We start from the raw sequence: 25,073 nt of genomic DNA, 5'->3' as shown, positions 1-25,073 counted from the left end.
ACGTAAGGCAGTCCACGATCCGGCGACGCCTTACCTGACCAAAGGCAACATTTTGTAGCCCGCCATGAGTTGTACGACATCGTATGTAGTGCTAAACCCTGAAAGGGCAAGCTAACGATAAGGCCTCCCGAGGCCTCATCCAGAACAACAACAATCGTTAGGAGAGTTGCCCCATGGAGCGATCCGGTTCCGTCGATAAATCCGTACCCGTTGCCCAGGAACACAGCTCCGGCCTGCGCCGGATGGCGAAACTGCTCGGCCCCGGCATCATCGCCGTATTGTCCTGGCTGGGCGCTGGCGACCTCATCACCTCCTCGGTGGCGGGGGCGAACTACGGCTACGCCATGATGTGGGTGCTGGCGGTTTCCCTGCTACTGCGCTTTCTCATCGTCAACATCATCGCGCGCTTCCAGCTGTGCAATAACAAGGGCATGTCGATCCTCGAAGGCTATGCCCAGCTGCACCCGGTGTTCGCCTGGTTCATGCTCGGTTACGCGCTCGTCATGGGGCACCTGACCAACGCCTACATGCTCAAGGGCGCTGGCGAGGCCCTGGCTACCCTCCTCCATGTCGACTATCCGCTGCTCTGCTCGGTGGCGGTGGTGATCGCGGTCTGGCTGCTGGTGGGGCGCAACTTCTATGCCCTGATCGAAGGCGTGATGAAGGTGCTGCTGGCGGTCATGACCCTGGCCTTCATCACCCTGGCGGTGATGTCGGGCCCGGACCTGGGCGGCATCCTGCGCGGCACCATCGGCTTCAGCATTCCACCGGACGAAGGCGTGCATGGAGCGCTGCTGGTAGCGGTATCGGTCATTGGCGCCGTGGCCGGTTCCATCGCCAACTTCGTGCATCCCTATGTGATGAAGGAAAAGGGCTGGACCGGCCCGGAGCACAAGCGCATCCAGCGCAACGATCTGCTGTTCGCCGTGGTGGTTGGCATCATCATCAACCTGGCTATCTGGGTCGTCGGCGTGGAAATCCTCAGACCCAACGGCCTGCAGGTGAACACCCTGAATGACCTGGGCTCGGCGCTGGAACTGTTCTTCGGTTCGGGCGGCTGGCTGATTTTCTTCACCGGCGTCTTCGCCACCCTGTTCGCCAGCGTGGTGGGCAAGACCACCGCCTTCCCCATGCTGATCACCGACGCCCTGCAACACATCCGTCCGGAGCGCCGCGAGCGCTATGGCAAGACCTTCCACAAGGACCCGCTGCACAAGTGGTTCATGCTCTTCATTCTGGTGACGCCGCTGGTGTGGTCGCTGCCAGGCATGCCTGACTTCGTGACCCTGACCATCGGCGTGAATGCCCTGAACATCGTCGGCCTGCCGGTGATCTCCCTGGGCCTGTTGATCATGTCCAACCAGAAGTCGCTGCTGGGCGATAAATACCGCAACAACTGGTTCGAGAACCTCGCCCTGGGCTTCGCCACCCTGCTGGCGATCTGGGTCGCGATCCAGCTTGGCATCCAGCTGCTGGGCTGAGGCCAATCGATCAGAGGGGCGGGTTCGCCGCCCCTTCTTTTTCAAGGAGACTAGAGATGGCTGAACAGAAAGATCGCCCCGTGCTGCTGCAGGTGGGCCCGTTGCTGCCTGCACTACAAGATGCCCTCGCTGAACGCCACGAGATACTGCGCCTCTGGGAGGCACCGGATCAGGCCAAGTTGCTAAGCGAGCGGGGCCAGGAGGTTGGCGCCCTGGTGACTTCCGGCGTACACGGTGCGACCCGTGAGTTGATGAGCGCCCTTCCCGGCCTGAAAGCCGTGTTCAGCTTTGGGGTGGGTTATGACAGCATCGACATCGCCGCCGCCCGGGACCTGGGCGTGGTGGTGAGCAACACCCCGGGCGTGCTGGACGATTGCGTAGCCGATACCGCCTTCGCCCTGCTGATCGACGTCGCCCGGGGCATCAGCGCCGCGGATCGTTTCGTGCGCCGGGGCGACTGGCGCTCGGGCAAGTTTCCGCTGACCTCGCGCCTGGCCGGCAAGACCTGTGGCATCGTCGGCCTGGGCAACATCGGCAAGAGCATCGCGCGCCGGGTGCAAGCCTTCGGCATGGACGTGGCCTATCACGGCCGTCATCAACAGACCGATGTGCCCTACCAGTACCATGCCAGTCTCGAAGAACTGGCGAAGGCCGCGGACTTCCTGGTGCTGTCGCTGCCTGGCGGCCCCGCCACCGATGGATTGATCGACGCCGGCATTCTTGCGGCCCTGGGTCCGCGTGGCTATCTGATCAATATCGCCCGGGGCAGTGTGGTCGATGAGCAGGCCCTGGTGGAGGCGCTGCAGTCGGGAGCCCTGGGCGGCGCCGGGCTGGACGTCTTCGCCGACGAGCCCCAAGTCCCCGAGGCCTTGCTGACGCTGGATAACGTGGTACTTACCCCGCACCTAGGCAGCGGCACCCGGGAGACACGCCAGGCCATGGCCGATCTGGTGCTGGCCAATGTGGAGCGCTATTTCACCGACGGCACCCTGGTCACTCCCGTCTGAAAAGCGGCGGCCCGAGCGGCCGCCCTCTCCTACTCGATGTCGGGCAGGGTCTTGCTGCGGATCCGCCGTGCCAGCGAATCGTAGATCTCGCGGCAGCCTTCGTCCCAGAATCGGTCGGGATCGTCCTGCGGTTCGAGGGCAACGGAGAATTCCCCATCGCGCTCCTTCAGTACGAAATGCTCGTTGGTATAGAAGAAGGACAAGCCGATGGCGAAGGTCTGCGGCGTACCGGCCAGGTCATCGACGATCACCGTGAGGTCGTAGCGGGCATAGACCTCCATCTCGCGGACGATGTTGCCATCGACGCGTTTTTCCAGGCCCAGCCCGGCGTCCACCTGATCCGCGGAGTTCAGCCCCAGATAGCGGGTGAAGCAATCCGGCAACTCATGCAGGCGCCGCTCCAGTTCCTGCCAATAGGCTTCCTCACGCTCGGCCGCCTTGCTCAGCGCCTGACTCAATGCCTGATATCGTTCCATTGCCGTTCCCATCTGTTGACTGGAGGCCGTCGACGGACGACCCACAGCTCTGAGACCCCACTCCCGGTCAGGGGTGCCCAGCCGGTCGGTGACGGACTTCAAGTCTCTGGCCAACCCAGGCGAGGGCTGCGGGTCTCGCCCAGCAGGAAGTCGCGATTAGCATCGGTACAGGCGCGCAAATAGTCGGTGACCAGGGTGATGCGACGCAGGCGGCGCAAGTCTTCGCGGTAGTAGAGCCAGAATTGCCGGGTGATCTGGATCTGCTCCGGCAACAGCGCCACCAGTCGCGCATCGGGCTCGGCGACAAAGCAGGGCAGGATCGCCAGGGCGTGGCCGCACAGGGCGGCCTGGTACTGGGCGATCACGCTGGTGCTGCGCAGGCTGCTGCTGGCCTCCGGCAGGATGCGTTCCAGGTAGAGCAGCTCGGGGCTGAAGGCGAGATCGTCGACATAGGTGATGAACCTGTGCCGCCGCAGGTCCGCGAGCTGTGTGATGGGCGGGTGCCTGGCCAGGTAGTCGGCGGTGGCATACAGCCGCAGGCGGTAGTCGCACAGCTTGCGGCAGACATAGGGCCCGCGCTCGGGGCGCTCCAGGGTGATGGCGATGTCGGCCTCGCGACGCGAGAGGTTGACGAAGTGCGGAACCGGGAGCACCTCCAGGGTGATGCCGGGATAGCGATCCTGGAAAAAGCTCAGCTGGGGCGCGACGAAGTAGCTGCCGAAGCCTTCGGTCGCGCCGATGCGCACCTGGCCGGAAGGCGCCAGACGCGTGTCCGATATCTGCTCGCAGGCGGTCTGCAGGGTGCTTTCCAGGGTTTCGGCGTGCACCAGCAGGCGCTGGCCTTCCATGGTGAGGCTGAAGCCGGTACTGCGCGATTTCTCGAACAGCAGGGCACCGAGCGCCTTTTCCAGGGCCGAGATACGCCGCGAGACGGTGGTGTAGTCGACCCCCAACCGCCGCGCCGCGGCGCTGGCCTTCTGGGTGCGGGCGACTTCGAGGAAGAATCTGAGATCGTCCCAGTCGAGACGCGCTGCCGGATTATTGGATTTTTGCATGTCGGTCGGGCGTTTTTGTCGGAAGCCAAGAGACTTTTGCCGGAACTATACTGCTTACCAGGGCGCGTCACGAGTGGTGACGGCGCGACCCGCTGCTAGCCAACAACAATAAAGAGCAGGCATCCATGACCCACGATCACGCCCTGTCCGGGGGCCACGCCGGACTTCGCCACCCTCCCTTGGTCATCGATATCGCGAGGTATCCGTCATGACGACCGGAGATGCCTTTCGCGAGGCACGCGACTTTCTGCTGCGCCATCGCACCGACTATGCCACTGCCGTCCGGGACTTCCAGTGGCCGCAGCTGGAGCATTTCAACTGGGCGCTGGACCATTTCGATCGCCTGGCCGAAGAGCATTCCGGTCCGGCACTGTGGCGACTCGATGCCGAGGGCCGTGAAGAACGCTACAGCTTCGCCGAGCTGGCCCAGGCCTCGAATCGCACTGCCAACTTCCTGCGCAGCCAGGGCGTTCGTCGTGGCGAACGCATCCTGGTGATGCTGGGCAACGAGGTGGCGCTGTGGGAAACCCTGCTGGGCGCCTTCAAACTGGGGGCAGTGGTGGTACCCGCCACCACCCTGCTCAGTGATGCCGATCTGCAGGATCGGGTCGCGCGGGGGTGCATCGCCCACCTGGTGGTGGGCAGTGCTCATACGGCGCGTTGCGCCAGTCTGGACCCCGGCCTTACCCGCATCTGCGTCGGGACGCCCGTGGCCGGCTGGCAACCCTATGCACCGGCCGCCTGTGCCAGCGACTTCCTGCCCGATGGGCCGACCCGGGCCGAGGATCCGCTGCTGCTCTATTTCACCTCGGGAACCACCTCGCGACCCAAACTGGTCCTGCACAGCCATAGCAGCTATCCGGTGGGGCATCTGTCCACCCTCTACTGGATCGGCCTGCAACCGGGCGATGTGCACCTCAACATCTCTTCCCCCGGCTGGGCCAAGCATGCCTGGAGCTGCGTCTTCGCGCCCTGGAACGCCGGTGCCTGCGTGTTCATCCATGATGTGCCGCGGTTCAAGCCCCAGGCGCTGCTGGAGGTGCTGGCGCGCTACCCAGTCACCAGCCTCTGCGCGCCGCCGACCGTGTGGCGCATGCTGATCCAGGAGGATCTCGCCGCCTATCGCAATCGCCTCAACCTGCGCGAACTCGTTGGCGCCGGCGAGCCGCTCAATCCGGAGATCATCGACAGCCTGCAGGATGCCTGGGGCCTGACCCTGAGAGATGGCTTCGGCCAGTCGGAAACCACGGCACTGGTCGGCAACACCCCAGGGCAGCCGCTCAAGCCCGGCTCCATGGGCCGCCCCCTGCCGGGTTGCCAGATCCAGCTGCTGGATGCCGACGGCCAACCAGGCGATGACGGCGAGGTGGCCCTGTCGCTCCAGCCACGACCGGCCGGTTTGATGCTGGGCTATGAGGACAGCCCGGAGAAAACCGCCGAGGTGATGCGCGACGGCTACTACCGTACCGGTGATACCGCGGTACGTGACGTCGATGGCTACATCACCTTTGTCGGGCGTGCCGATGACGTCTTCAAGTCGGCGGACTACCGCATCAGCCCCTTCGAACTGGAAAGCGCCCTGATCGAGCACCCCGCGGTGATGGAGGTGGCCGTGGTGCCCAGCCCGGACCCCTTGCGTCTCAATGTGCCCAAGGCCTTCGTCATCCTCGCCGCCGGCCAGCAGCCCTCGGCCGCCCTTGCGCGGGAATTGCTCGGCTTCGCCCGCGACTGCCTGTCGCCCTACAAGCGGGTGCGCCGCCTGCAATTCGTCAGCGAACTGCCCAAGACGCTGTCCGGCAAGATCCGCCGCATCGAGCTGCGCCTGGGCGAGGCACAGCGCCGCGCGGCTGGCACAGCCGAGCTCCACGACTATGCCGAAGAAGATTTCGCCAACCACCCTGCCCCGGCCTCCGTTGCCACCGCCCAGGAATCCCTGTCATGACCCAGACCGCCATCCAAGACGTGCCGCTGCTGATCGACGGCCAATTCGTCACCTCCACCAGCCGCGAAGGCCGCGAGGTGATCAATCCGGCGACGCAGGAGGTGCTGGCGCGGGTGCCCTTCGCCACCGCCGAGGAAGTGCAACGCGCCGTGGCCAGTGCCAAGACGGCCTTCGCCACCTGGCGCAAGACGCCCATCGGCGCCCGGGCGCGCATCTTCCTGCGCTACCAGCAGCTGATCCGCGAGCATATGAGCGAACTGGCCGCGCTGCTCACCGCCGAGCAGGGCAAGACCCTGGCCGACGCCGAGGGCGACGTCTTTCGCGGCCTGGAGGTGGTTGAGCACGCGGCCGCCATCGGCAACCTGCAACTGGGCGAACTGGCCAATAACGTCGCCAGCGGGGTGGACACCTATACGCTGCTGCAACCCCTGGGCGTTTGCGCCGGCATTACCCCCTTCAACTTCCCGGCGATGATTCCGCTGTGGATGTTCCCCATGGCCATCGCCTGCGGCAACACCTTTGTCCTCAAGCCCTCGGAGCAGGATCCGCTGGTGACCATGCGCTTGGCCGAGCTGGCGCTGGAAGCCGGCGTGCCGCCCGGTGTGCTCAACGTGGTCCATGGCGGACCGGCGGTGGTGGATGCCCTCTGCGATCACCCGGATATCAAGGCGCTGTCCTTTGTCGGTTCGACCCGTGTAGGTACCCATGTCTATCGCCGCGCCAGCGAGGCTGGCAAGCGCGTGCAGTGCATGATGGGCGCCAAGAACCATGCGGTGGTGATGCCCGACGCGCCCCGCGAACAGACCCTGGCCAATCTGGTGGGCGCCGCCTTCGGCGCGGCCGGTCAGCGCTGCATGGCGGTTTCCGTGGTGGTGCTGGTGGGCGAAGCCAACAGCTGGGTACCGGATCTGGTGGCCAAGGCGCGCAGCCTCAAGGTGGGTGCGGGTCACGAGAATGGCACCGACGTCGGCCCGCTGATCTCCTGCCAGGCATTGGACCGGGTCAGCGGCCTGATCGAGCGTGGCGTGAGCGAAGGCGCGACCCTGGAGCTGGACGGTCGCAATATCCAGGTCGAGCGCTACGAGAAAGGCAATTTCGTCGGCCCGACGCTGTTCTCCGGGGTGACCACGGAGATGACGCTGTATCGCGAAGAGCTGTTCGGCCCGGTGCTCTGCGTGATGCACGCCGCCACCCTCGACGAGGCCATCGCCCTGATCAACGCCAATCCCAACGGCAACGGCGTCGCCCTCTTCACGCGCTCCGGCGCCGCGGCGCGTCGCTTCCAGGAAGACATCGATGTCGGCCAGGTTGGCATCAACGTGCCCATCCCGGTGCCGGTGCCGCTGTTTTCCTTCAGCGGTTCGCGCGCCTCCAAGCTCGGCGACCTGGGGCCCTATGGCAAGCAGGCGGTGCTGTTCTATACCCAGACCAAGACCATCACCACACGCTGGCCCGACGAGCAGGATGTCGGCAGCGCCGGTGTCGTCAACACCACCATCACCCTCAAGTAGCGGGAGACGCCAGCATGCATCTGGGATTTCTGGGACTGGGCAACATGGGCGCGCCCATGGCCCGCAACCTGCTCAAGGCCGGCCATCAGCTGACCGTCTATGACCTCTCCGCCGCGGCCCTCGAAGCGTTGCGGAACGAAGGTGCCGAAGTCGCTGCCTCTCCTGTCGCCGTGGCGCAGAGCGGTGCCGAGGTGATCATCACCATGCTGCCTGCCGCGACCCACGTGAAAACGGTCTATCTCGGCGAGGAGGGCCTGCTCGCCCACGCGAGACCGGGCACCCTGCTGATCGATTCCTCCACCATCGATCCGCTCAGCGCCCGGGCAGTGGCCACGGCCGCTGCCGAACGCGGGCTGGAACTGCTGGACGCCCCGGTCTCCGGGGGTACCGGCGGTGCCGCGGCGGGCACCCTGACCTTCATGGTCGGGGGCAGCGAGGCCGGCTTCCAGCGCGCCCAGCCGCTGCTAGCCGCCATGGGCCGCAACCTGGTGTACTGCGGCGCCAGTGGCAACGGCCAGGTAGCCAAGGTGGCCAACAACCTGCTGCTCGGCATCTCCATGATCGGCGCGGCCGAGGCCATGGCCCTGGGCACGCGCCTGGGCATGGACGCCAAGACCCTGGCCGGGGTGATCAATACCAGCAGCGGCCGCTGCTGGAGTTCGGAGGTGAACAACCCCTATCCGGACGTCCTGCCCCAGGCGCCAGCCTCGCGCGGCTACCAGGGTGGCTTCGCCGCCGACCTCATGCTCAAGGATTTGGGCCTGGCCACCGAGGCCGCCCGCGCCGTGCGCCAGCCGGTGATCCTCGGCGCGGTGGCTCAGCAGCTCTATCAACGGTTCAGCCGCGCCGGTGGCGGCGGCCTGGATTTCTCGGCCATCATCCAGGACTACCTGGACGAGGACGGTGCATGAGCGACGCCAAGGTACTGTTGGAAAGACGCGGCGGGGTCGGCTACCTGACCCTCGATCGCCCGGCCGGGCTCAATGCCCTGGACCTGGAGATGGTGCGCAGCCTGCACGGCGCCCTGCGCGACTGGGAAGGCGACCCCGGGGTGCGGGTCGTGGTGCTGCGCGGCAACGGGCCCAAGGCCTTCTGCGCCGGCGGCGATGTCCGCGCGCTGTACGACAGCTACCAGCGTGGCGACGACCTGCACCAGATTTTCTTCACCGAGGAATACGCCCTGGACCTGGCCCTGCACCGCTATCCCAAGCCGGTGCTGGCACTGGCCCATGGCCTGGTGCTGGGCGGCGGCATGGGCCTGGTGCAGGCCGCGCGACTACGCATCGTCAGCGAACGTACGCGGATGGCCATGCCGGAGACTGCCATCGGCTATTTTCCCGATGTCGGCGCCAGCCACTTCCTGCCACGCCTGCCGGATCACCTCGGCCTCTATCTGGGCCTGACCGGCGAGCAGATCGGCCCGGCCGATGCCCTGGCCGCTGGGCTCGCCGATGTCTTCGTTCCGGAAGCCAGTAACGAGGCCCTGGCGCAGCGCCTGGAAGAGGCCACGGCCCAAGGACCGACGGACCTGGCCGCCCTGCTCCAGGAATTCGCCGGGGCGCCGGCCGAAACCGCCCGCCTGACCGACCTGCGTCCGGCCATCGCCGAGCACTTCGCCGCGGCGACCGTCGAGGAGCTGCGCGGCAGCCTGCAGGCGGAAAGCCGCCCCGCGTATCGCGACTGGGCGCAGGAAACCCTCGCCACCCTGGATAGGCGCTCGCCGCTGGCGGTCGCCACGGCCCTGGAGTTGCTGCGCCAGGGCAGCGGGCTGTCGCTGGAGCAATGCTTCGCCCTGGAGTTGCACCTGGATCGCCGCTGGTTCGAAAAGGGCGAGATCGTCGAAGGGGTGCGCGCCATGCTGGTAGACAAGGACCGCACGCCCCGCTGGAATCCGGCCCGCTGGCAGGATCTGGATCCGCGTCGCGTCGCGGCCTTTTTCACCGATTTCCGCCATTCCTGAGGAAGGCCTCCATGCACGATATCGAACTCACCGAAGAACAACGCATGATCCGCGACATGGCGCGCGACTTCGCCCGCCGTGAGGTGGCGCCCCATGCCCGCGCCTGGGAAAAGGCCGAGTGGATCGACGACACCGTGGTCGCCCAGCTGGGCGAGCTCGGCCTGCTGGGCATGGTGGTGCCGGAGCAATGGGGTGGCACCTACATGGACTATGTCGCCTATGCCCTGGCCGTCGAGGAGATTTCCGCTGGCGATGGCAGCCTTGGCGCCCTGATGAGCATCCACAGCTCGGTGGGCTGCGGTCCCCTGCTACGCTACGGCAACGCCGAACAGCAGGATCGCTGGCTGCCCGACCTGGCCGCCGGCAAGGTCATCGGCTGCTTTTGCCTGACCGAACCCCAGGCCGGCTCCGAGGCTCACAACTTGCGCACCCGGGCCGTGCTGGAGGGCGACAGCTGGGTGCTGAACGGCAGCAAGCAGTTCGTCAGCAACGGGCGCCGCGCGGGCCTGGCCATCGTCTTCGCGGTGACCGACCCGGACTTGGGCAAGAAGGGTCTATCGGCCTTCCTGGTGCCTACCGACACCCCCGGCTTTCGCGTCGAGCGCACCGAGCACAAGATGGGCCTGCGCGCCTCCGACACCTGCGCCGTCACCCTGGACAACTGCCGTATTCCGGCAGCCAACCTGCTGGGCGAGCGCGGCAAGGGCCTCGCCATCGCCCTCTCCAACCTGGAAGGCGGACGCATCGGCATCGCCGCCCAGGCCCTGGGGATCGCCCGCGCCGCCTTCGAGGCGGCCCTGGGCTATGCCCGCGAGCGCATCCAGTTCGACAAGGCCATCATCCAGCACCAGAGCATCGCCAACATGCTGGCCGACATGCACACCCGGCTCAACGCCGCGCGCCTGCTGATCCTGCATGCCGCGCGCCTGCGCACGGCCGGTGAGCCCTGCCTCAGCGAAGCCTCCCAGGCCAAGCTGTTCGCCACCGAGACGGGCGAATGGGTGTGCTCCAAGGCCATCCAGATCCATGGCGGCTATGGCTACCTGGAGGACTATCCGGTGGAGCAGTACTACCGCGATATCCGCATCACCCAGATCTACGAAGGCTCCAGTGAAATCCAGCGTTTGCTGATCACCCGGGAACTCGATCGCTACGAAATGTGAGGGCGTCCGGGATGACGGCCGTGACCTGCCCAGCAAAAGCCGAAGATGACACCCAAGCGTCATCAGCAGGCGCTGGGCGGGTGCTACGCTCCGGACTGGGATCGTGTCTGGTCCCGTCTCCCCAAGGAATACCGCTATGGCCTCCCTGCTCGCCTGCATCGATGGTTCTCCCCACGCCGAAAGCGTCTGCGACCACACCGCCTGGTTGTCGCGACGGCTGGATGCACCCGTCACTCTGCTCCATGTGCAGGAATCCGCTAGTAGTGGCAAGAAGGTCGCCAACGGTACGCCGGTCTATCTCGACGATGACGCTGGTGCCGGGATGGCCAAGGCGCTGCTGCTCAATGCCCGCCAGCGGCTGTTGCAGCAGGGCCTGACCTCGGCGCCGCAGATCCTGCGTCGCCCGGAGGGGTTGGTCGATACCCTCAAGACCCTTGAAGCCGACACCCGCCTGCTGGTGATCGGCAAGCGCGGCGAACGCTCCGGGGACAGCGGTATCGGTGGCCAGCTGGAAGCGGTGGTGCGCGCCGTGCATCGGCCGATCCTGGTGTGCTCGGGCCCCTTCAAGCCGCCGCGCCAGTTCACCATCGCCTACGACGGCCGCGAAGCGACCCACCAGGGCATCCTGGCCCTGGCACGCAGTCCGTTGCTGACCGGCATGAGTGGCACCCTGCTGCGGGTCGGCGAAGACGACCCGATCCTGCGCAAGCGCCTGGAAGACCTGGCGCTGCTGCTGCGCAGCGCCGGTTGCCGAGTGGATACCACGGTCGCCCATGGCGACGTGGAACGCATCGTCCCTCGCCATCTCGACGAACGCCGGGCAGACCTGCTCATCATGGGCGCCTTCAGCCATTCCTCGGTATGGCGCTTCCTGCGTGGCAGTCGCACCACCCAGCTGCTGCACAAGACCGAAGTGCCGATGTTGCTGCTGCGCTAGATCACGTCCGTCCCCGCCAGGCGCGCTTCGTCGGCGCGGCGCGGTCAGGGCTCAAGCCGACCCGCAGGTCGGCCGAAGCAAGGGACATAGAGCCCTGCCCTCCGTCGGGCTCCCCGGCGCGTCGGTAGGCCCCATGAGCACCCATGTCATCCATTTCACCGGTCCCATCAATTCCGGCAGCTGCGGCCAACTGATCGCCCAGTGCTCGCAGGCGGTGCAACAGGACGCCTCGCGCATCCTGCTCAAGATCGCCACCATGGGCGGCGACTGCAGCTATGGCTTCACGATGTACAACTTCCTGTTGTCCCTGCCGGTTCCAGTCCACACCCACAACCTGGGTACCGTCGAATCCATGGGCAACATCCTCTTTCTGGCCGGCGAGCACCGCACCGCCAGTCGTCACAGCAAGTTTCTCTACCATTCCTTCTATTGGAACCTGAACAACTCGGTGGACCATGCGCGCATGGCCGAATACGCCATGTGCCTGGACTACGACCTGGACCTCTATGCCCGTATCGTCGCCGAGCGCACCGCCGGTGCGGCGGAGGCCCTGGACATCCACAGCTGCCTGAAGGCCAACGCCCGGTTGCTGAGCCCGGAAGCAGCCCTGACCACGGGGGTGATCCATGCCGTGGATGAATGCCGGGTGCAGCCGGAAGAGGTCACCACCTTCATCCATCTCTGAGCAGGCAATAAAAAACCCGGTGGCCGTTGGCCACCGGGTTTTTTATTGCCCGATCCTGGAAATCAGCGGCTGAAGGACACCAGGGTATTGGGGTAGCCGACGCTGGCATCCAAGCGGCTGGCATCAAGGAAGACGCCCAGATTCTTCGCCCCATCCTGCACATAGCTGATCTTGACGATCTGGCCGTTGGCGAGCCGCACCGAGCCACCCAGCTTGAAAGCCGAGCGATTGGCCGCGGTAGCCGGGATCGAGATGGCGGCGGCACGGCGATAGACGCCTCGGTTCCAGTCGGTGTTGGTGAAGTCGTTGATGGCACTGCTGACGCTGGCGGCGCTGGTCACTCCAGTGGGCGACACGCTCACCGTCTTGGGATAGCCCACGACGTTGCCGTTGAAAGGCGCGCCCTCGGTGAAGACACCCAGGCTGTTACCAGCCTGGACCGAGGAGATCCGGCGCACCTGGCCGTCCGCGGTGGTGAGGTAGGCACCGGCCTTGAAGGCCGCGCGATTCACCGAGGTACCAGGTACCGAGATAGCGGCCTTTTTGAGGAACACTCCCTTGTGCCAGTCCGGGTTGGTGAAGTCGTTGACCACCGAGGTGACGGTGCCCACGGTCGCCCCGGTGCTCGGCGGAATCTGGACGCCAGCATTGCTGCCTGCATTGCCTGCGTTGCCCACGTTGTTGCTACTACCCGCGTTACCGACGGCGCCGGCATTGCCACCCGTGGAGCCGCTGTTGCCGGGAGCGGTGCCCCCGGTCGCGGGGGCGGTGCTGCCACCGGCGATCGGACCGATGGCGGTGCAGCTGCTGTCGTCCAGGTACTTGCGCAGGGTCGGCCACTGCGGGCGCTCCTGGCCGTTGATGGGCTCCACCGACATGAAGTAGCTGCCCCAGCCCGGGCCGGCGGCCCAGTAGGAGGACGGAATGCAGTTCTGCTTGAGATAGGCCAGCATGTTGTCCATCAGCAGGTTCCAGCGCGGATTGTTGTCCGGGACACCGAACTCGCCGATATAGCCACGCTTGCCGTTCTTCTTCAGCCAGTCAACGAAGGGCTTCACCCGGGTCACGCCATAGTTGGCATCCAGCTTGTTGACGTCGGTCTTGTCGTAGCTACCGCCGGCGTTCTCGTCGAAGTAGGAGTGCGCCGAGAAGATGATGTTGTTGGACGGATCCTTCAGCCCCAGCAGGGCATCGTTGAACTCGGCCCAGCGGGTCGCGCTCGACCAGCCGTTGCCCTCGACGATGATCGGACGAGTGCTGTCTACGGCACGGACACCATTGATGCCGTACTGGGCCGCGGTCGGCCAGTAGGCCATGGCATCGTGGGGCTCGTTCATGATGTCGTAGGCGTACAGCGCGGACTGACCGCTCCACTGCCGTGCGATGAGCGTCATGATCTCCTGATAGCGGGCATAAGGCACGCTACTGGTCCCTATCACCTGGCCGCGATAACGGGCGTAGTTGTGCAGGTCGAGGATGATCTTGATGCCGTGCTTCTGCGCATAGCCGAAGCTCTGGTTCACCAGGGCGACATAGGCGCTGTCCAGCGGTCCGCCCAGGCGCGGCTGCAGACGCTCCCAGATGACGGGGAAACGGATCAACTTGACGCCCCGCGCGCTCCATTGCTGGAAGTAGGCCTCTACCGGGAAGATGTAGTTGGTGCCATTGATACCGGGCAGCACCTGGGGCGCAAAGCCCGCACCAGACAGATTCAGACCGACCAGGCTGACAGGCTCGGCCTGGGCTACGGCAGCGGACAGCGCGAGAATGGTAGCGGCCGCAACGAGCGGACGACGGAGGGCGGTAGCAAAGGAGCGGATAGGCGTCATGGGCGAGTACTGCTTTGGGAGGCGTGGCGTCGATATCCTTTGTGTACGAGCAAAGCCTGGTTTAGGTAGGGCCACTGGGACGTGACAAAAAAAGCGCTCTGCGTCCTGCAGTTGCCTTGTCCAATACAAGTCACATGCCACCCAGATGAAACCTTTCAGCCATCCGGCAGTCGCGGTGGAAATCAAAACCCTGAAAGCCTTGCGCTAGAGCCTTTGCGGTAAACGTAACCAAATATGCGCGACTCAGGGTCGCAGGGGCGGATAGCTGCGTCTGGCAGAAGAATTCGCACGCACAGACAGAAAAATGACGCCAAAATCCTTAGCTAATGGCCAGGGAATTTTCCCCGGTCCTTGCCCTCCAAGGCTCAGCAATGTCTTGTATATAAGGTCCAGTCATGCGCGCAGAACAGCCGGGAACCCCTGTCTTCCAACCCACTCTCCTGGTGGTGGACGACGAGCCACTGGTAGCGGATTTCGTCCGCGAGATCCTCGAGCCCGAAGGCTTCAACGTCATCGCCGCTGACTCCGCCGACACCGCCCTGTCGCTGTTGGAGAAAGAAGACGCCACTATCGACATCTTATTGACGGACATCCGCATGCCCGGCTCGATGGATGGGGCGCAGTTGGCCAACCTGGTGTGCCAGCGGTGGCCAGACATGCCGATTATTGTCATGTCCGGCTACGAAACGCCGTCCACGGCCAGCATCAAGTGCAAGGTCCGCTTCCTGCCGAAACCCTGGTCGATCGGCCAACTGATCGATGCGGTAAACGGCGTGGCCTATTCGGTGACGCCCAGCGCCTGATGGTCGGGAACCTCGGCAGTGTGCGCGATGTCACATTGCCACCTCGGTATTCCGGACAATAACAATGCTCGCCCTTACCCAGCAGTTCGTTTCCCAGCTCCCCAACGTCTCCTGCCTATTCGGCCCGCTCACGCCGGACGGTGGTTTGCCCGCGCAGCTCTGCAGTCCCTCCGGTCAACGTCGCGTGACGCTGATGCTGGATACCGCCCGCCTTCGGGATTCGAACTACTGTGCCGTTCAGGCGCAGCAGGTTCGTCGCTCGCTGGGTAGCTGAGCGCTACTGACCGCTCACAGGGGTGGCGCCGGTCTGAGCAGGACGGCCTTGAGCGAAAACGCCGAGGTCACGCTGGCGACCCCCGGGATGCAGGTCAGTACCTCCGCCAGGAAGCGCTGGTAGGCCGCCAGGTCCTGCACCACCACCCGCAGCACATAGTCCGCATCCCCGGTCATCTGGAAGCAGCTCATCACCTGGGGTGCCTTGACGATCTCCCCTTCGAAGGCGCGCAGGTAGTCGGTGGACTGCTTTTCCAACCGTACCGACACGAAGACGCTGACACTGCCGGCGAGCCGCGTTTCGTCGAGCTGGGCGTGATACCCCTGGATGTAGCGCTCCTCTTCCAGCCGCTTGACCCGCCGCAGGGTGGGGGTGAGCGACAAGCCGATCTTCTGCGCCAGATCGCGCCAGCTCAGACGGCCATCGGCGGACAGGGCATTGAGGATGCGCAGGTCGATACGGTCCAGACCAGCCATGGTGCAAAACCTCTAGTGTTGTTCTTGTAGAGAGTTCAATAGCACCAAACGACCCTGCTGCACACCTCCAAATTGCGGCAAAACGGCTAGCAGAGCCGGCCTATACTCAGGTGACCAATAACAAGAATGCCGAGGCCTCCACCATGTGGCACCCTGCATCGCACCCGGACGGCCAACCCGTCCTGCGACCCGCCCGCACCCTTACCTACCTGAGGGGGCGGCCATGAGCGACTACCCACCCCTGCGCCTGCACGTTCCCGAGCCCAGCGGCCGACCGGGACGCCCTACCGACTTCAGCTATCTGCAGCTCTGCCCCGCCGGTCGCGCGGAAAAGCCGCCCATCGACGTGGCACCGGTGGATACTCGCGAGCTGGCGACCCAACTGATCCGTATCCTCGATGAGGATGGCCGCGCCGTCGGGCCCTGGGCCACGGAAGAAGCGCCCGAATTGTTGCTGCAAGGCCTGCGCGCCATGCTCAAGACGCGGCTGTTCGATGCCCGGATGCTCAAGGCCCAGCGGCAGAAGAAGCTGTCCTTCTATATGCAGTGCCTGGGCGAGGAAGCCATCGCCGTCGGCCAGACCCTGGCGCTGCGCCCGGACGACATGCATTTTCCCACCTACCGCCAGCAGGGCATCCTCATCGCCCGCGAGGCACCGCTGGACGAGATGATCTGCCAGCTCTTGTCCAACGCTCGTGACCCCCTCAAGGGTCGCCAGCTGCCGGTCATGTACTCCTACCGCGACCTCGGTTTCTTCTCCATCTCCGGCAACCTGGGCACCCAGTACATCCAGGCGGTGGGCTGGGCCATGGCCTCGGCGATCAAGGGCGATACCCGCATCGCCGCCGGCTGGATCGGCGACGGCGCCACCGCCGAAGGGGACTTCCACGCCGCCCTCACCTTCGCCCATGTCTACCGGGCGCCGGTGATCCTCAACGTCGTCAACAACCAGTGGGCCATCTCCACCTTCCAGGCCATCGCCGGCGGCGAAGGCATCACGCTGGCCACCCGTGGCATCGGCTACGGCATCGCCGCGCTGCGAGTGGATGGCAACGACTTCCTCGCCGTGCTAGCCGCCTCGCGCTGGGCCGCCGAGCGCGCCCGGCGCAACCTGGGGCCGACCCTGATCGAATGGGTCACCTACCGCGCCGGTCCCCATTCCACCTCGGACGATCCCGCCAAGTACCGCCCTGCCGATGACTGGGCGCACTTCCCCCTGGGCGACCCCATCGACCGGCTCAAGGCGCACCTGATCGGCCGTGGCCTCTGGTCGGACGAGCAGCACCAGGCGCTGACCGCCGAGCTGGAAGCCGAGGTGGCAACCGCGCAGAAGGCCGCCGAGGCCCATGGCACCTTTGCCAGCGATCTCGCCCCCAGCGCCGCCGACATGTTCGAGGAGGTCTACCAGGACCTGCCGCCGCACCTGCGCCGCCAACGCCAACAGCTCGGGAAGTGACGCCATGACCGTACAACAGGAAACCGGCCTGCCGACCCAGGCCGGCAGCCACAGCACCCTGACCATGATCCAGGCCATTCGCTCGGCGATGGACGTGATGCTCGAACGCGACGACAACGTGGTGGTGTTCGGCGAGGACGTCGGCTACTTCGGCGGCGTCTTTCGCTGCACCGAGGGCCTGCAGGCCAAGTACGGCGCCTCGCGGGTGTTCGATGCGCCCATCTCGGAGAACGGGATCGCCGGCGCCGCGGTGGGCATGGGCGCCTATGGCCTGCGGCCGGTGGCGGAAATCCAGTTCGCCGACTATGTCTATCCGGCCATCGACCAGATCGTTTCCGAGGCGGCGCGGCTGCGCTATCGCTCGGTGGGCCAGTTCACCTCGCCGCTGGTATTTCGCATGCCCTGCGGCGGCGGCATCTATGGCGGCCAGACCCACAGCCAGAGCCCCGAAGCCATGTTCACCCAGGTCTGCGGCCTGCGCACCGTGATGCCGTCCAATCCCTATGACGCCAAGGGCCTGTTGATCGCTTCCATCGAGAGCGATGACCCGGTGATCTTTCTCGAACCCAAGCGCCTCTACAACGGCCCCTTCGACGGCCATCACGACCGTCCGGTGACGCCGTGGTCGGGACACCCGGCCAGCGCCGTGCCGGATGGCTACTATCGGGTCGAGCTGGAACGGGCCGCCGTGGTCCGCCCGGGCAAGCAGGTCACGGTGCTGACCTACGGCACCACCGTCTGGGTCGCCTTGGCCGCCGCCGCCGAAACCGGCATCGACGCCGAGGTGATCGACATCCGCAGCCTCTGGCCCCTGGATCTGCAGACCCTCACCGACTCGGTGACCAAGACCGGCCGCTGCGTGGTGGTGCATGAAGCCACCCGTACCTGTGGCTACGGCGCCGAGCTGGTCTCGCTGATACAGGAACACTGTTTCCATCGCCTGGAGGCGCCCATCGAGCGGGTCACTGGCTGGGACACCCCCTACCCCCATGCCCAGGAATGGGACTACTTCCCAGGTCCGTCCCGGGTCGGCGCCGCGCTCAAGCGCGTGATGGAGGTCTGAGATGGGTACCCATGTCATCAAGATGCCGGACATCGGCGAAGGCATCGCCGAAGTGGAGCTGGTCAAGTGGTACGTGGCAGTGGGGGACGAGGTCAGCGAAGACCAGACCCTCGCCGATGTCATGACCGACAAGGCCATGGTGGAGATTCCTTCCCCGGTGGTTGGCCGGGTGCTAGCCCTGGGCGGCGAGCCTGGCCAGGTGCTGGCGGTGGGCGCCGAGCTGATCCGTCTGGAGGTGGCCGGTGACGGCAACCAGCGGGAGGCCACTCGCCCCGCTCCCGTGGCATCCACACCCGCGCCCAAGGTAGAAGCGCCCAGGCCTGCGCCGGAACCCGCTCCGCCGCGTCCGGCACCCGAGTCTCAGCGCGAGGACGATAGACCGGCTTCCCGCCCGGCACCGGGCAGTACGCCGCTGGCGTCACCGGCAGTGCGCCAGCACGCCTGGGACCTGGGCATCGAGCTCCGCTTCGTCACCGGTACCGGCCAGGGCGGACGCATCCTGCACGGCGATCTGGAAGCCTATGTACAGCAACGCGACGCGGGTCTGCCGCCGGCCACGGGTGGCGGAGGTCTCGTCAGGCGCAGTGGCGAGGAGCGCATCCCGCTGATCGGCCTGAGACGCAAGATCGCCGAGAAGATGCAGGCCGCCAAGCGCCACATCCCCCATTTCACCTATGTGGAAGAGCTGGACGTCACCGAGCTGGAAGCCTTGCGTGCCACCCTCAATCAGCGCTGGCAGGGACGCCGCGCACACCTCACCTTGCTGCCCTTCCTGGCGCGAGCGCTGGTGGTGGCGGTGCGGGATTTCCCGCAGATGAATGCGCGCTTCGACGAAGAGACCAGCACCGTGACGCGTTATGGCGCGGTGCACCTGGGCATCGCCACCCAGGGCGAACAGGGCCTGGCGGTACCGGTGGTGCGCCATGCCGAGGCGCTGGATCTCTGGGGCTGTGCCCAGGAGGTGGCGCGCCTCGCTACCGCGGTGCGCAGCGGCAAGGCCGGTCGCGATGAGCTGGGTGGCTCCACCCTGACCATCAGCAGCCTCGGTCCGTTGGGGGGTATCGCCTCCACGCCCATCATCAACCATCCCGAGGTGGCCATCATCGGCGTGAACCGCATCGTCGAACGCCCAGCCTTCCGCAATGGCCTGGTGGTGCCACGCAAGCTGATGAATCTCTCCGCTTCCTTCGACCACCGGCTGATCGATGGCCAGGACGCCGCCAGTTTCATCCAGGCCGTGCGCCAGCTGCTCGAACAACCCGCCACCCTTTTCCTGGAGTAGCCATGGATACCCGACTCCTCATCATCGGCGGCGGCCCCGGCGGTTATGTCGCCGCCCTGCGCGCCGCCCAGCTGGGCATCGCCACCACCCTGGTGGAGGGCGCCGCCCTCGGCGGGACCTGCCTCAACGTCGGTTGCATCCCTTCCAAGGCCATGATCCACGTAGCGGAGGAATATCAGCGGGCCTGCGGGCGTGCGGAACAGGGCAGCTTGGGCATTCGCCACGGGCGTCCGGAACTGGACCTCGGCCAGGCCGTGGCCTGGAAGAATGGCATCGTCGACCGCCTCACCACCGGCGTCGCCGCCCTGCTCAAGAAGCAGGGGGTAACCGTCGTCGAAGGCTGGGCCGAGATTCTCGACGGCAAGACCGTCGAGGTGCAGCGGGCCGGTGGTGAGCGGCTGCGCATCCGCACCGAGCACCTGGTACTGGCCATGGGCTCCACCTCGGTGGAGCTGCCCAACCTGCCCTTTGGCGGCCCCGTGATCTCGGCGACCGAGGCGCTGTCGCCCACCGACATTCCCGAGCATCTGGTCGTGGTGGGCGCCGGCTACATCGGCCTGGAACTGGGCATCGCCTATCGCAAGCTGGGCGCTCAGGTCGCCGTAGTGGAAGCCCAGTCGCGACTGCTGCCCGGCTATGACGCCGAGCTGACGACGCCCCTGCGCCAGCGGCTGGAACGTCTGGGCATTGCGCTGCACCTGAACTGCACCGTCGCTGGCCTGGCAGCCGATGGCGCTGGCCTGCGAATGACCACCAGCGACGGCCAGGAGCAGGTCCTGCCGGCGCAGCGCATCCTGGTGTCGGCCGGCCGCCGACCGCGCACCGAAGGCCTGGACCGCCTGCCGCTGGACTATGACGGCCGCTATATCCGCGTCGACGACGGCTGCCGCACCAGCATGACCGACGTCTGGGCCATTGGCGACCTGACCGGCGAGCCGCTGCTCGCGCATCGCGCCATGGCTCAGGGCGAAGTGGTGGCTGAGCTCATCGCCGGCAAGCGTCGGCGCTTCGCGCCGGTGGCCATTCCAGCGGTCTGCTACACCGATCCGGAGATCGTGGTGGTAGGCCTCACCCCCGAACAGGCCAAGGCCCAGGGCCTGGAGACCAAGGTCGCCAGCTTCCCCTTCGCCGCCAATGGCCGCGCCCTGACACTGGAAGCTCCTGAGGGCTTCGTACGGGTAGTGGCCCGTGCGGACGACCACCGCATTCTCGGCTGGCAGGCCACCGGGCAGCAGGTCGCGGAACTGGCCACGGCCTTTTCCCACAGCCTGGAGATGGGCATGCAACTGGAAGACGTGGCCGCCACCCTGCACCCACACCCCACCCTAGGCGAGGCCGTGCAGGAAGCGGCGCTGCGGGCCCTGGGCCGGGCGCTGCACCTGTGACCGGCCTGCCGCGCGACAGCCTGGCCCTGGGCATTCTAGAAGAAGCCCTGGCCGGACTGTGCCGGCAAAGTGGCCAGCGGCCGGACGCGCTGCTCGCCACCGAAGGCATCCCGTTGCCGGCGCTGCTCCTTGGCGGTGCCGGCGACCGCCTCTCGGCGCCGCTGTTCGGCCAGCTGTGGTATCGCCTGGCGCGCCGCTTCGATGACGAGTTCTTCGCCCTGGGTCCGCGCCCGCTTCCGGCTGGCAGCTTTGCTTTTCTCTGCCAGAGCGCCCGTCTGCAGCCGACCCTGGGCGATGCCCTGCGGCACAGCGCCGACTTCCTGCGGCTGACCCTGGGTGTGGATCTGCGGCTGCAACGCGACGGTGAGCGGTCGACCTTGCGACTGGCACCCGGCAGTCTGCCGGGCAGCTTCGCGGTCTTTACCCTCTGGCTGATCCTGCATGGCCTGGCCTGCTGGCTGGTGGGCCGGCGCCTGCCGCTGGAGGAGATCCGTCTGACCGCTCAGGCGCCGGGTGCGGAACTGCTGGCCGACTACCAACAACGCTTCGGTCCAGGGCTCTGCTTTGGCAGCGACGACGACTGCCTGGTGCTGGACGCCGCCCTGCTGGCCCTGCCGATCCGGCGTACTGCCACGGACGCACGGCGCTTTATCGCCGCCGCGCCGGGCAATCTGCTGGTGCACTATCGAGACGACGCCAGCCTGATCGCCCGCATCCGCGCCCTGCTGCGCAGTCGTGCGCCCGAGGACTGGCCAGATGCCGTCCGCCTGGCGGCAGACCTGGGCCTCTCGCCCGCCACCCTGAGACGTCAGCTGGCGGCTAGTGGCCAGTCCTACCAGCGCCTCAAGGACGAGCGCCGTTGCCGCCTGGCCTGCCGCCAGCTGGATCAGGGCGCCCTCCCCCTGGACGAACTGGCCCTGCGCCTGGGCTTCGCCGATCCTCGCTCCTTCCAGCGCGCCTTCCGCAGATGGACGGGGCTGAGCCCCCTGGGTTATCGCCAGCGCCCTACCCGCGCCAGTCAGCCCGCCGCCAGCTGAGCCGCGATGGCAGCCGTATCTATCACCGAACGCACCTCGCGGATGCGGCCGTTCTCGAAGCGATAGAAGACGTGCTCGGCAAAGCGGACCCGGCGACCCTTCACCGCCAACCCGAACAATTCACCATGCGGCGTGCAGTCGAAGTCCAGCCGCGCCGCCAGCCAGGGCGGCTCGACCAGCAGCAGCTGCGCGGCGAAGTGCAAGTCAGGAATGGCGGCATGATCGCCTTCGAGCATCGCCTGATAGCCCGCCAGCCCCAAGGGCCGACCATTGTGCTCGACAGCCTCGTCGACATGACGGCCAAGCTCCGCCCAGGCCTGGCGATTGAGGCAGTCGAGATAGGCCTGATAGCGCTCGCCTAACCTATCGGCTGACACGTCCTGATTCCTCCGGTATTGCCTAGCGATGCTCGAACTTCGCCGGACGCTTCTCGACGAAGGCTGCCATACCTTCCTTCTGGTCGGCGCTGGCAAACAGCGAATGGAAGACCCGGCGCTCGAACCGGATGCCCTCGGCCAGGCTGGTTTCGAAGGCCCGATTGACGCTTTCCTTGAGCAGCAGGGTCGCCGGCAGCGAACGGCTGGCGATGCCCCGCGCGGCTTCCAGGGTGCGCTCCAGGAGCTGGTCGGCGGGAAACACCTGGGCGACCAGGCCGGCGCGCTCGGCCTCGGTGGCGTCCAGTTGTCGACCGGTCAGGCACAGCTCCATGGCCTTGGCCTTGCCCAGGGCGCGGGTCAGCCGCTGGGTGCCGCCGATACCAGGGATGACGCCCAGGGTAAGCTCCGGCAGGCCGAAGCGGGCGGTGTCGGCGGCATAGATGAAGTCGCACAGCAGCGCCAGTTCGCAGCCACCGCCCAGGGCGTAGCCGGCCACGGCGGCGATCAAGGGCTTGCGCCGCTCGGCGATGCGGTCGGCGACACGGAAGTAGTCGTCCAGATAGATCTGCGGATAGCCCTGCCCGGCCATTTCCTTGATGTCCGCCCCGGCGGCGAAGGCCTTGGCCGAGCCGGTGAGCACCACGCACCCCACCTCGGGATCGGCGTCCAGGCGCGCCAGCATGGCATCCAGCTCAGTGAGTAGCTGGGCATTGAGGGCGTTGAGCGCCTTGGGTCTATTGAGGGTGATGAGGGCCACGCGGTCCTGGATGTCCAGCAACAGGGTCGATTCGGCAGAGGGTTCGCTCATGATCTTGTCCTTGTCTAGTCGTTGAGTTCCAGCGCCAGGGCGGTGGCCTCGCCGCCGCCGATGCAGATGGCGGCCACGCCCCGGCGCAAGCCACGGTGGCGCAGCGCCTGGATCAGGGTCACCAGGATGCGCGCGCCGGAGGCACCGATGGGGTGACCCAGGGCACAGGCACCACCGTGCACGTTCAGCCGTTCCGGGTCCAGCCCCAGGGCATCCTGGGCAGCCAGCGCCACCACGGCGAAGGCTTCGTTGATCTCGAAGAGGTCGACATCACCCAACTGCCAGTCGATGCGCTCGAGCAGCGTGCGGATGGCGCCGATGGGGGCGGTGGGAAAGTCGCCCGGCGCCCCGGCATGGGCGGCGTGGCCACGGATGGTCGCCAGCGGCGTCAGGCCTTCATGCGCGGCCGTGCTGGCGCGCATCAGCAGCAGCGCCGCTGCGCCATCGGAGATGGAGCTGGCATTGGCCGCGGTCACGGTGCCGCCTTCGCGGAAGGCCGGCTTGAGCGTGGGAATACGCGCAGGGTCGGCGCGGCGGGGTTGTTCGTCGGTGTCGAGGCGCAGGGTCTCCTTGCGCGTCACTACCTCCACCGGGACGATCTCGCCGGCAAAGGCGCCGCTGGCCTGGGCCTGGCGTGCCCGTGCGAGAGACTGCTGAGCATAGGCATCCTGGCGTTCGCGGCCGATGCCCAGGCGCGCCGCGCAATCCTCGGCGAAGGTCCCCATCAGGCGCCCGGGTTCATAGGCGTCTTCCAGGCCGTCAAGAAACATGCTGTCGATCAGGGCGCCATGGCCGAGGCGGTAGCCGCTGCGGGCCTTTTCCAGCAGATAAGGCGCACGGCTCATGCTTTCCATGCCACCTGCCACCACCACCTCGGCACTGCCGGCACGCAGCAGGTCATGACCGAGGATGGTCGCCTGCATGCCCGAGCCGCACATCTTGTTCAGGGTGGTACAGCGCGTCGTTTGGGCCAGGCCAGCGCCGAGGGCGGCCTGGCGCGCGGGGGCCTGGCCAAGGCCCGCGGGCAGGACGCAGCCCAGCAGCACTTCGTCGACTCGCTCGGGCGACCAGCCGGCCCGCTCCAGTACCGCGCGAACCACGGCACTACCCAGCTGCGGCGCCGAGAGCGCGGCCAACTCGCCACCCAGGGCGCCCATGGGCGTACGGGCAGCGGCGACGATGACAATGGGGTCGTTCATGACGATTCTCCTAGCGCGGGGCCATGCGCAGGGCGCCGTCGAGGCGGATCACCTCGCCGTTGAGCATGGGATTCTCGATGATGTGGCGGACCAGGGCGGCGAATTCCTCGCCCCGCCCGAGCCGCGGTGGAAAGGGCACATTGGCGGCCAGGGCATCGCGGACCTCAGGGGTCATGCCGGCCATCATGGGCGTCTCGAACACCCCAGGCGCGATGGTCATGACCCGGATCCCCTGCCCGGCCAGTTCGCGAGCAGCCGGCAGGGTGAGAGAGGCGACCCCACCCTTGGAGGCAGCATAGGCGGCCTGGCCGATCTGGCCATCGAAGGCGGCAATGGAGGCGGTATTGATGATCACGCCGCGCTCGCCGCCCTCGTCGGCCTCACCTTGGGCCATAGCGGCCGCGGCCAGGCGCAAGACATTGAAGCTGCCCACCAGATTGACGGTGACGATGCGGGCGAAGGCCGCCAGATCGTGCGGCCCATTGCGCCCGAGGATGCGGGCGCCACCGACGATACCGGCGCAGTTGATCGCGCCCTGCAGACTGCCCCAACGTTCCATAAGGCTGTCGATGGCGGCGCTCAGGGCTCCAGCATCGGTCACGTCCACCGGCAGCGCCAGGGCCTGGTCGCCGAGGCGTTCGGCCTGGACCTGCACGGCATCGGCCTGCAGATCCAACAGCGCCACCCGGGCGCCTGCCGCCACCAGCAGCCCGGCGGTGGCCGCGCCGAGGCCGGAGCCGGCGCCGGTTACCAGGAAGGTTCGATCATCGATGCGCATGAGGGCACTCCCAGGGGGGTAATGCCCGCATCTTCGACCCTCCCCCGCAGCGGGACAAGGGCCGGATCGCTCAGCGCGCCTGAGCGATC

General features: G+C 66.5%; 24 protein-coding genes. 16 read left to right on the top strand and 8 right to left on the bottom strand.

The window, feature by feature from the left end:
* Positions 1–173: 173 nt before the first annotated feature.
* A complete protein-coding gene (locus PJ259_RS02670) occupies positions 174–1,481 on the top strand; it encodes an Nramp family divalent metal transporter (protein WP_271654621.1) in 1,308 nt (435 codons plus the stop codon).
* Positions 1,482–1,537: 56 nt separating this feature from the next.
* Positions 1,538–2,488, top strand: coding sequence for a 2-hydroxyacid dehydrogenase (locus PJ259_RS02665; protein ID WP_271654620.1), 951 nt, complete (start codon positions 1,538–1,540; stop codon positions 2,486–2,488).
* 29 nt (positions 2,489–2,517) lie between these two features.
* On the opposite strand, the gene PJ259_RS02660 is transcribed toward PJ259_RS02665, so the two are convergent.
* Positions 2,518–2,964, bottom strand: a complete 447-nt coding sequence (locus PJ259_RS02660) for a hypothetical protein (RefSeq protein WP_271654619.1) — start codon at positions 2,962–2,964, stop codon at positions 2,518–2,520.
* Between the two features lie 98 nt (positions 2,965–3,062).
* Entirely contained in the window at positions 3,063–4,019 is a 957-nt protein-coding gene (locus tag PJ259_RS02655) for a LysR family transcriptional regulator (RefSeq protein WP_271654618.1), read from the bottom strand.
* Between the two features lie 208 nt (positions 4,020–4,227).
* On the opposite strand from PJ259_RS02655, the gene PJ259_RS02650 reads away from it, so the two are divergent.
* The 7 genes from PJ259_RS02650 (at position 4,228) to PJ259_RS02620 (ending at position 12,217) form a co-directional block, all read left to right on the top strand.
* The gene (locus PJ259_RS02650; protein ID WP_271654617.1) at positions 4,228–5,961 is read left to right on the top strand and encodes an AMP-binding protein; all 1,734 of its coding nucleotides are present in this window, start codon (positions 4,228–4,230) and stop codon (positions 5,959–5,961) included.
* Positions 5,958–7,472, top strand: coding sequence for a CoA-acylating methylmalonate-semialdehyde dehydrogenase (locus PJ259_RS02645; RefSeq protein ID WP_271654616.1), 1,515 nt, complete (start codon positions 5,958–5,960; stop codon positions 7,470–7,472). Before PJ259_RS02650 ends, PJ259_RS02645 begins: the two co-directional genes overlap by 4 nt.
* Before the next feature lie 14 nt (positions 7,473–7,486).
* The gene (gene mmsB, locus PJ259_RS02640) at positions 7,487–8,383 is read left to right on the top strand and encodes a 3-hydroxyisobutyrate dehydrogenase (RefSeq protein WP_271654615.1); all 897 of its coding nucleotides are present in this window, start codon (positions 7,487–7,489) and stop codon (positions 8,381–8,383) included.
* Positions 8,380–9,432 (top strand): enoyl-CoA hydratase/isomerase family protein, encoded by a 1,053-nt coding sequence (locus PJ259_RS02635; RefSeq protein ID WP_271654614.1) that lies wholly within the window; start codon positions 8,380–8,382, stop codon positions 9,430–9,432. Before mmsB ends, PJ259_RS02635 begins: the two co-directional genes overlap by 4 nt.
* An 11-nt stretch (positions 9,433–9,443) precedes the next feature.
* Positions 9,444–10,595: an acyl-CoA dehydrogenase family protein gene (locus PJ259_RS02630; RefSeq protein WP_271654613.1), complete on the top strand. Its 1,152-nt coding sequence runs from the start codon at positions 9,444–9,446 to the stop codon at positions 10,593–10,595.
* A 136-nt stretch (positions 10,596–10,731) separates the two neighbouring features.
* Positions 10,732–11,532 carry a universal stress protein gene (locus tag PJ259_RS02625; RefSeq protein WP_271654612.1) on the top strand — a complete coding sequence of 267 codons (801 nt, stop codon included), beginning with the start codon at positions 10,732–10,734 and terminating at the stop codon, positions 11,530–11,532.
* 133 nt (positions 11,533–11,665) lie between these two features.
* Positions 11,666–12,217 carry an ATP-dependent Clp protease proteolytic subunit gene (locus PJ259_RS02620; RefSeq protein WP_271654611.1) on the top strand — a complete coding sequence of 184 codons (552 nt, stop codon included), beginning with the start codon at positions 11,666–11,668 and terminating at the stop codon, positions 12,215–12,217.
* A gap of 62 nt (positions 12,218–12,279) precedes the next feature.
* Here the strand turns inward: PJ259_RS02620 and PJ259_RS02615 are convergent, their stop codons facing one another.
* Complete coding sequence (locus PJ259_RS02615) at positions 12,280–14,046, bottom strand: glycoside hydrolase family 5 protein (protein ID WP_271654610.1); 1,767 nt, start codon at positions 14,044–14,046, stop codon at positions 12,280–12,282.
* Between the two features lie 395 nt (positions 14,047–14,441).
* On the opposite strand from PJ259_RS02615, the gene PJ259_RS02610 reads away from it, so the two are divergent.
* Positions 14,442–14,849: a response regulator gene (locus PJ259_RS02610; RefSeq protein WP_059314537.1), complete on the top strand. Its 408-nt coding sequence runs from the start codon at positions 14,442–14,444 to the stop codon at positions 14,847–14,849.
* Between the two features lie 64 nt (positions 14,850–14,913).
* Positions 14,914–15,123: a hypothetical protein gene (locus PJ259_RS02605; RefSeq protein WP_059314536.1), complete on the top strand. Its 210-nt coding sequence runs from the start codon at positions 14,914–14,916 to the stop codon at positions 15,121–15,123.
* A gap of 14 nt (positions 15,124–15,137) precedes the next feature.
* Here the strand turns inward: PJ259_RS02605 and PJ259_RS02600 are convergent, their stop codons facing one another.
* Entirely contained in the window at positions 15,138–15,599 is a 462-nt protein-coding gene (locus PJ259_RS02600) for an Lrp/AsnC family transcriptional regulator (RefSeq protein ID WP_059314535.1), read from the bottom strand.
* A gap of 223 nt (positions 15,600–15,822) precedes the next feature.
* Here PJ259_RS02600 and PJ259_RS02595 point away from each other — a divergent pair, with 223 nt between their 5' ends.
* The 5 genes from PJ259_RS02595 to PJ259_RS02575 are packed head-to-tail and all read left to right on the top strand — an operon-like array spanning position 15,823 to position 21,822.
* Positions 15,823–17,055: a thiamine pyrophosphate-dependent enzyme gene (locus PJ259_RS02595; RefSeq protein ID WP_271654609.1), complete on the top strand. Its 1,233-nt coding sequence runs from the start codon at positions 15,823–15,825 to the stop codon at positions 17,053–17,055.
* Between the two features lie 4 nt (positions 17,056–17,059).
* Entirely contained in the window at positions 17,060–18,118 is a 1,059-nt protein-coding gene (locus tag PJ259_RS02590) for an alpha-ketoacid dehydrogenase subunit beta (RefSeq protein ID WP_271654608.1), read from the top strand.
* A 1-nt stretch (position 18,119) separates the two neighbouring features.
* Positions 18,120–19,400, top strand: coding sequence for a dihydrolipoamide acetyltransferase family protein (locus tag PJ259_RS02585; RefSeq protein ID WP_271654607.1), 1,281 nt, complete (start codon positions 18,120–18,122; stop codon positions 19,398–19,400).
* Between the two features lie 2 nt (positions 19,401–19,402).
* Complete coding sequence (gene lpdA / locus PJ259_RS02580) at positions 19,403–20,785, top strand: dihydrolipoyl dehydrogenase (protein ID WP_271654606.1); 1,383 nt, start codon at positions 19,403–19,405, stop codon at positions 20,783–20,785.
* Positions 20,782–21,822 (top strand): helix-turn-helix domain-containing protein, encoded by a 1,041-nt coding sequence (locus PJ259_RS02575; protein ID WP_271654605.1) that lies wholly within the window; start codon positions 20,782–20,784, stop codon positions 21,820–21,822. The genes lpdA and PJ259_RS02575 overlap by 4 nt, the downstream gene beginning before the upstream one ends.
* Here PJ259_RS02575 and PJ259_RS02570 read toward each other — a convergent pair.
* From PJ259_RS02570 to PJ259_RS02555, 4 genes are read right to left on the bottom strand one after another with little or no spacing between them, the layout of a single operon-like run.
* Positions 21,804–22,199: an ester cyclase gene (locus PJ259_RS02570; RefSeq protein ID WP_271654604.1), complete on the bottom strand. Its 396-nt coding sequence runs from the start codon at positions 22,197–22,199 to the stop codon at positions 21,804–21,806. The genes PJ259_RS02575 and PJ259_RS02570 overlap by 19 nt on opposite strands.
* 22 nt (positions 22,200–22,221) lie before the next feature.
* Positions 22,222–23,007, bottom strand: coding sequence for an enoyl-CoA hydratase (locus PJ259_RS02565; protein WP_271654603.1), 786 nt, complete (start codon positions 23,005–23,007; stop codon positions 22,222–22,224).
* A gap of 14 nt (positions 23,008–23,021) precedes the next feature.
* Positions 23,022–24,206 carry an acetyl-CoA C-acyltransferase gene (locus PJ259_RS02560; RefSeq protein ID WP_271654602.1) on the bottom strand — a complete coding sequence of 395 codons (1,185 nt, stop codon included), beginning with the start codon at positions 24,204–24,206 and terminating at the stop codon, positions 23,022–23,024.
* A gap of 10 nt (positions 24,207–24,216) precedes the next feature.
* Positions 24,217–24,984 (bottom strand): SDR family NAD(P)-dependent oxidoreductase, encoded by a 768-nt coding sequence (locus PJ259_RS02555; protein WP_271654601.1) that lies wholly within the window; start codon positions 24,982–24,984, stop codon positions 24,217–24,219.
* Between the last annotated feature and the right edge of the window lie 89 nt (positions 24,985–25,073).

The sequence above is a fragment of the Pseudomonas sp. JBR1 genome, from assembly GCF_028198185.1.
GTDB classification, from domain to species: domain Bacteria; phylum Pseudomonadota; class Gammaproteobacteria; order Pseudomonadales; family Pseudomonadaceae; genus Chryseomonas; species Chryseomonas oryzihabitans_E.
This window is presented reverse-complemented; position numbering and strand designations above follow the sequence as displayed.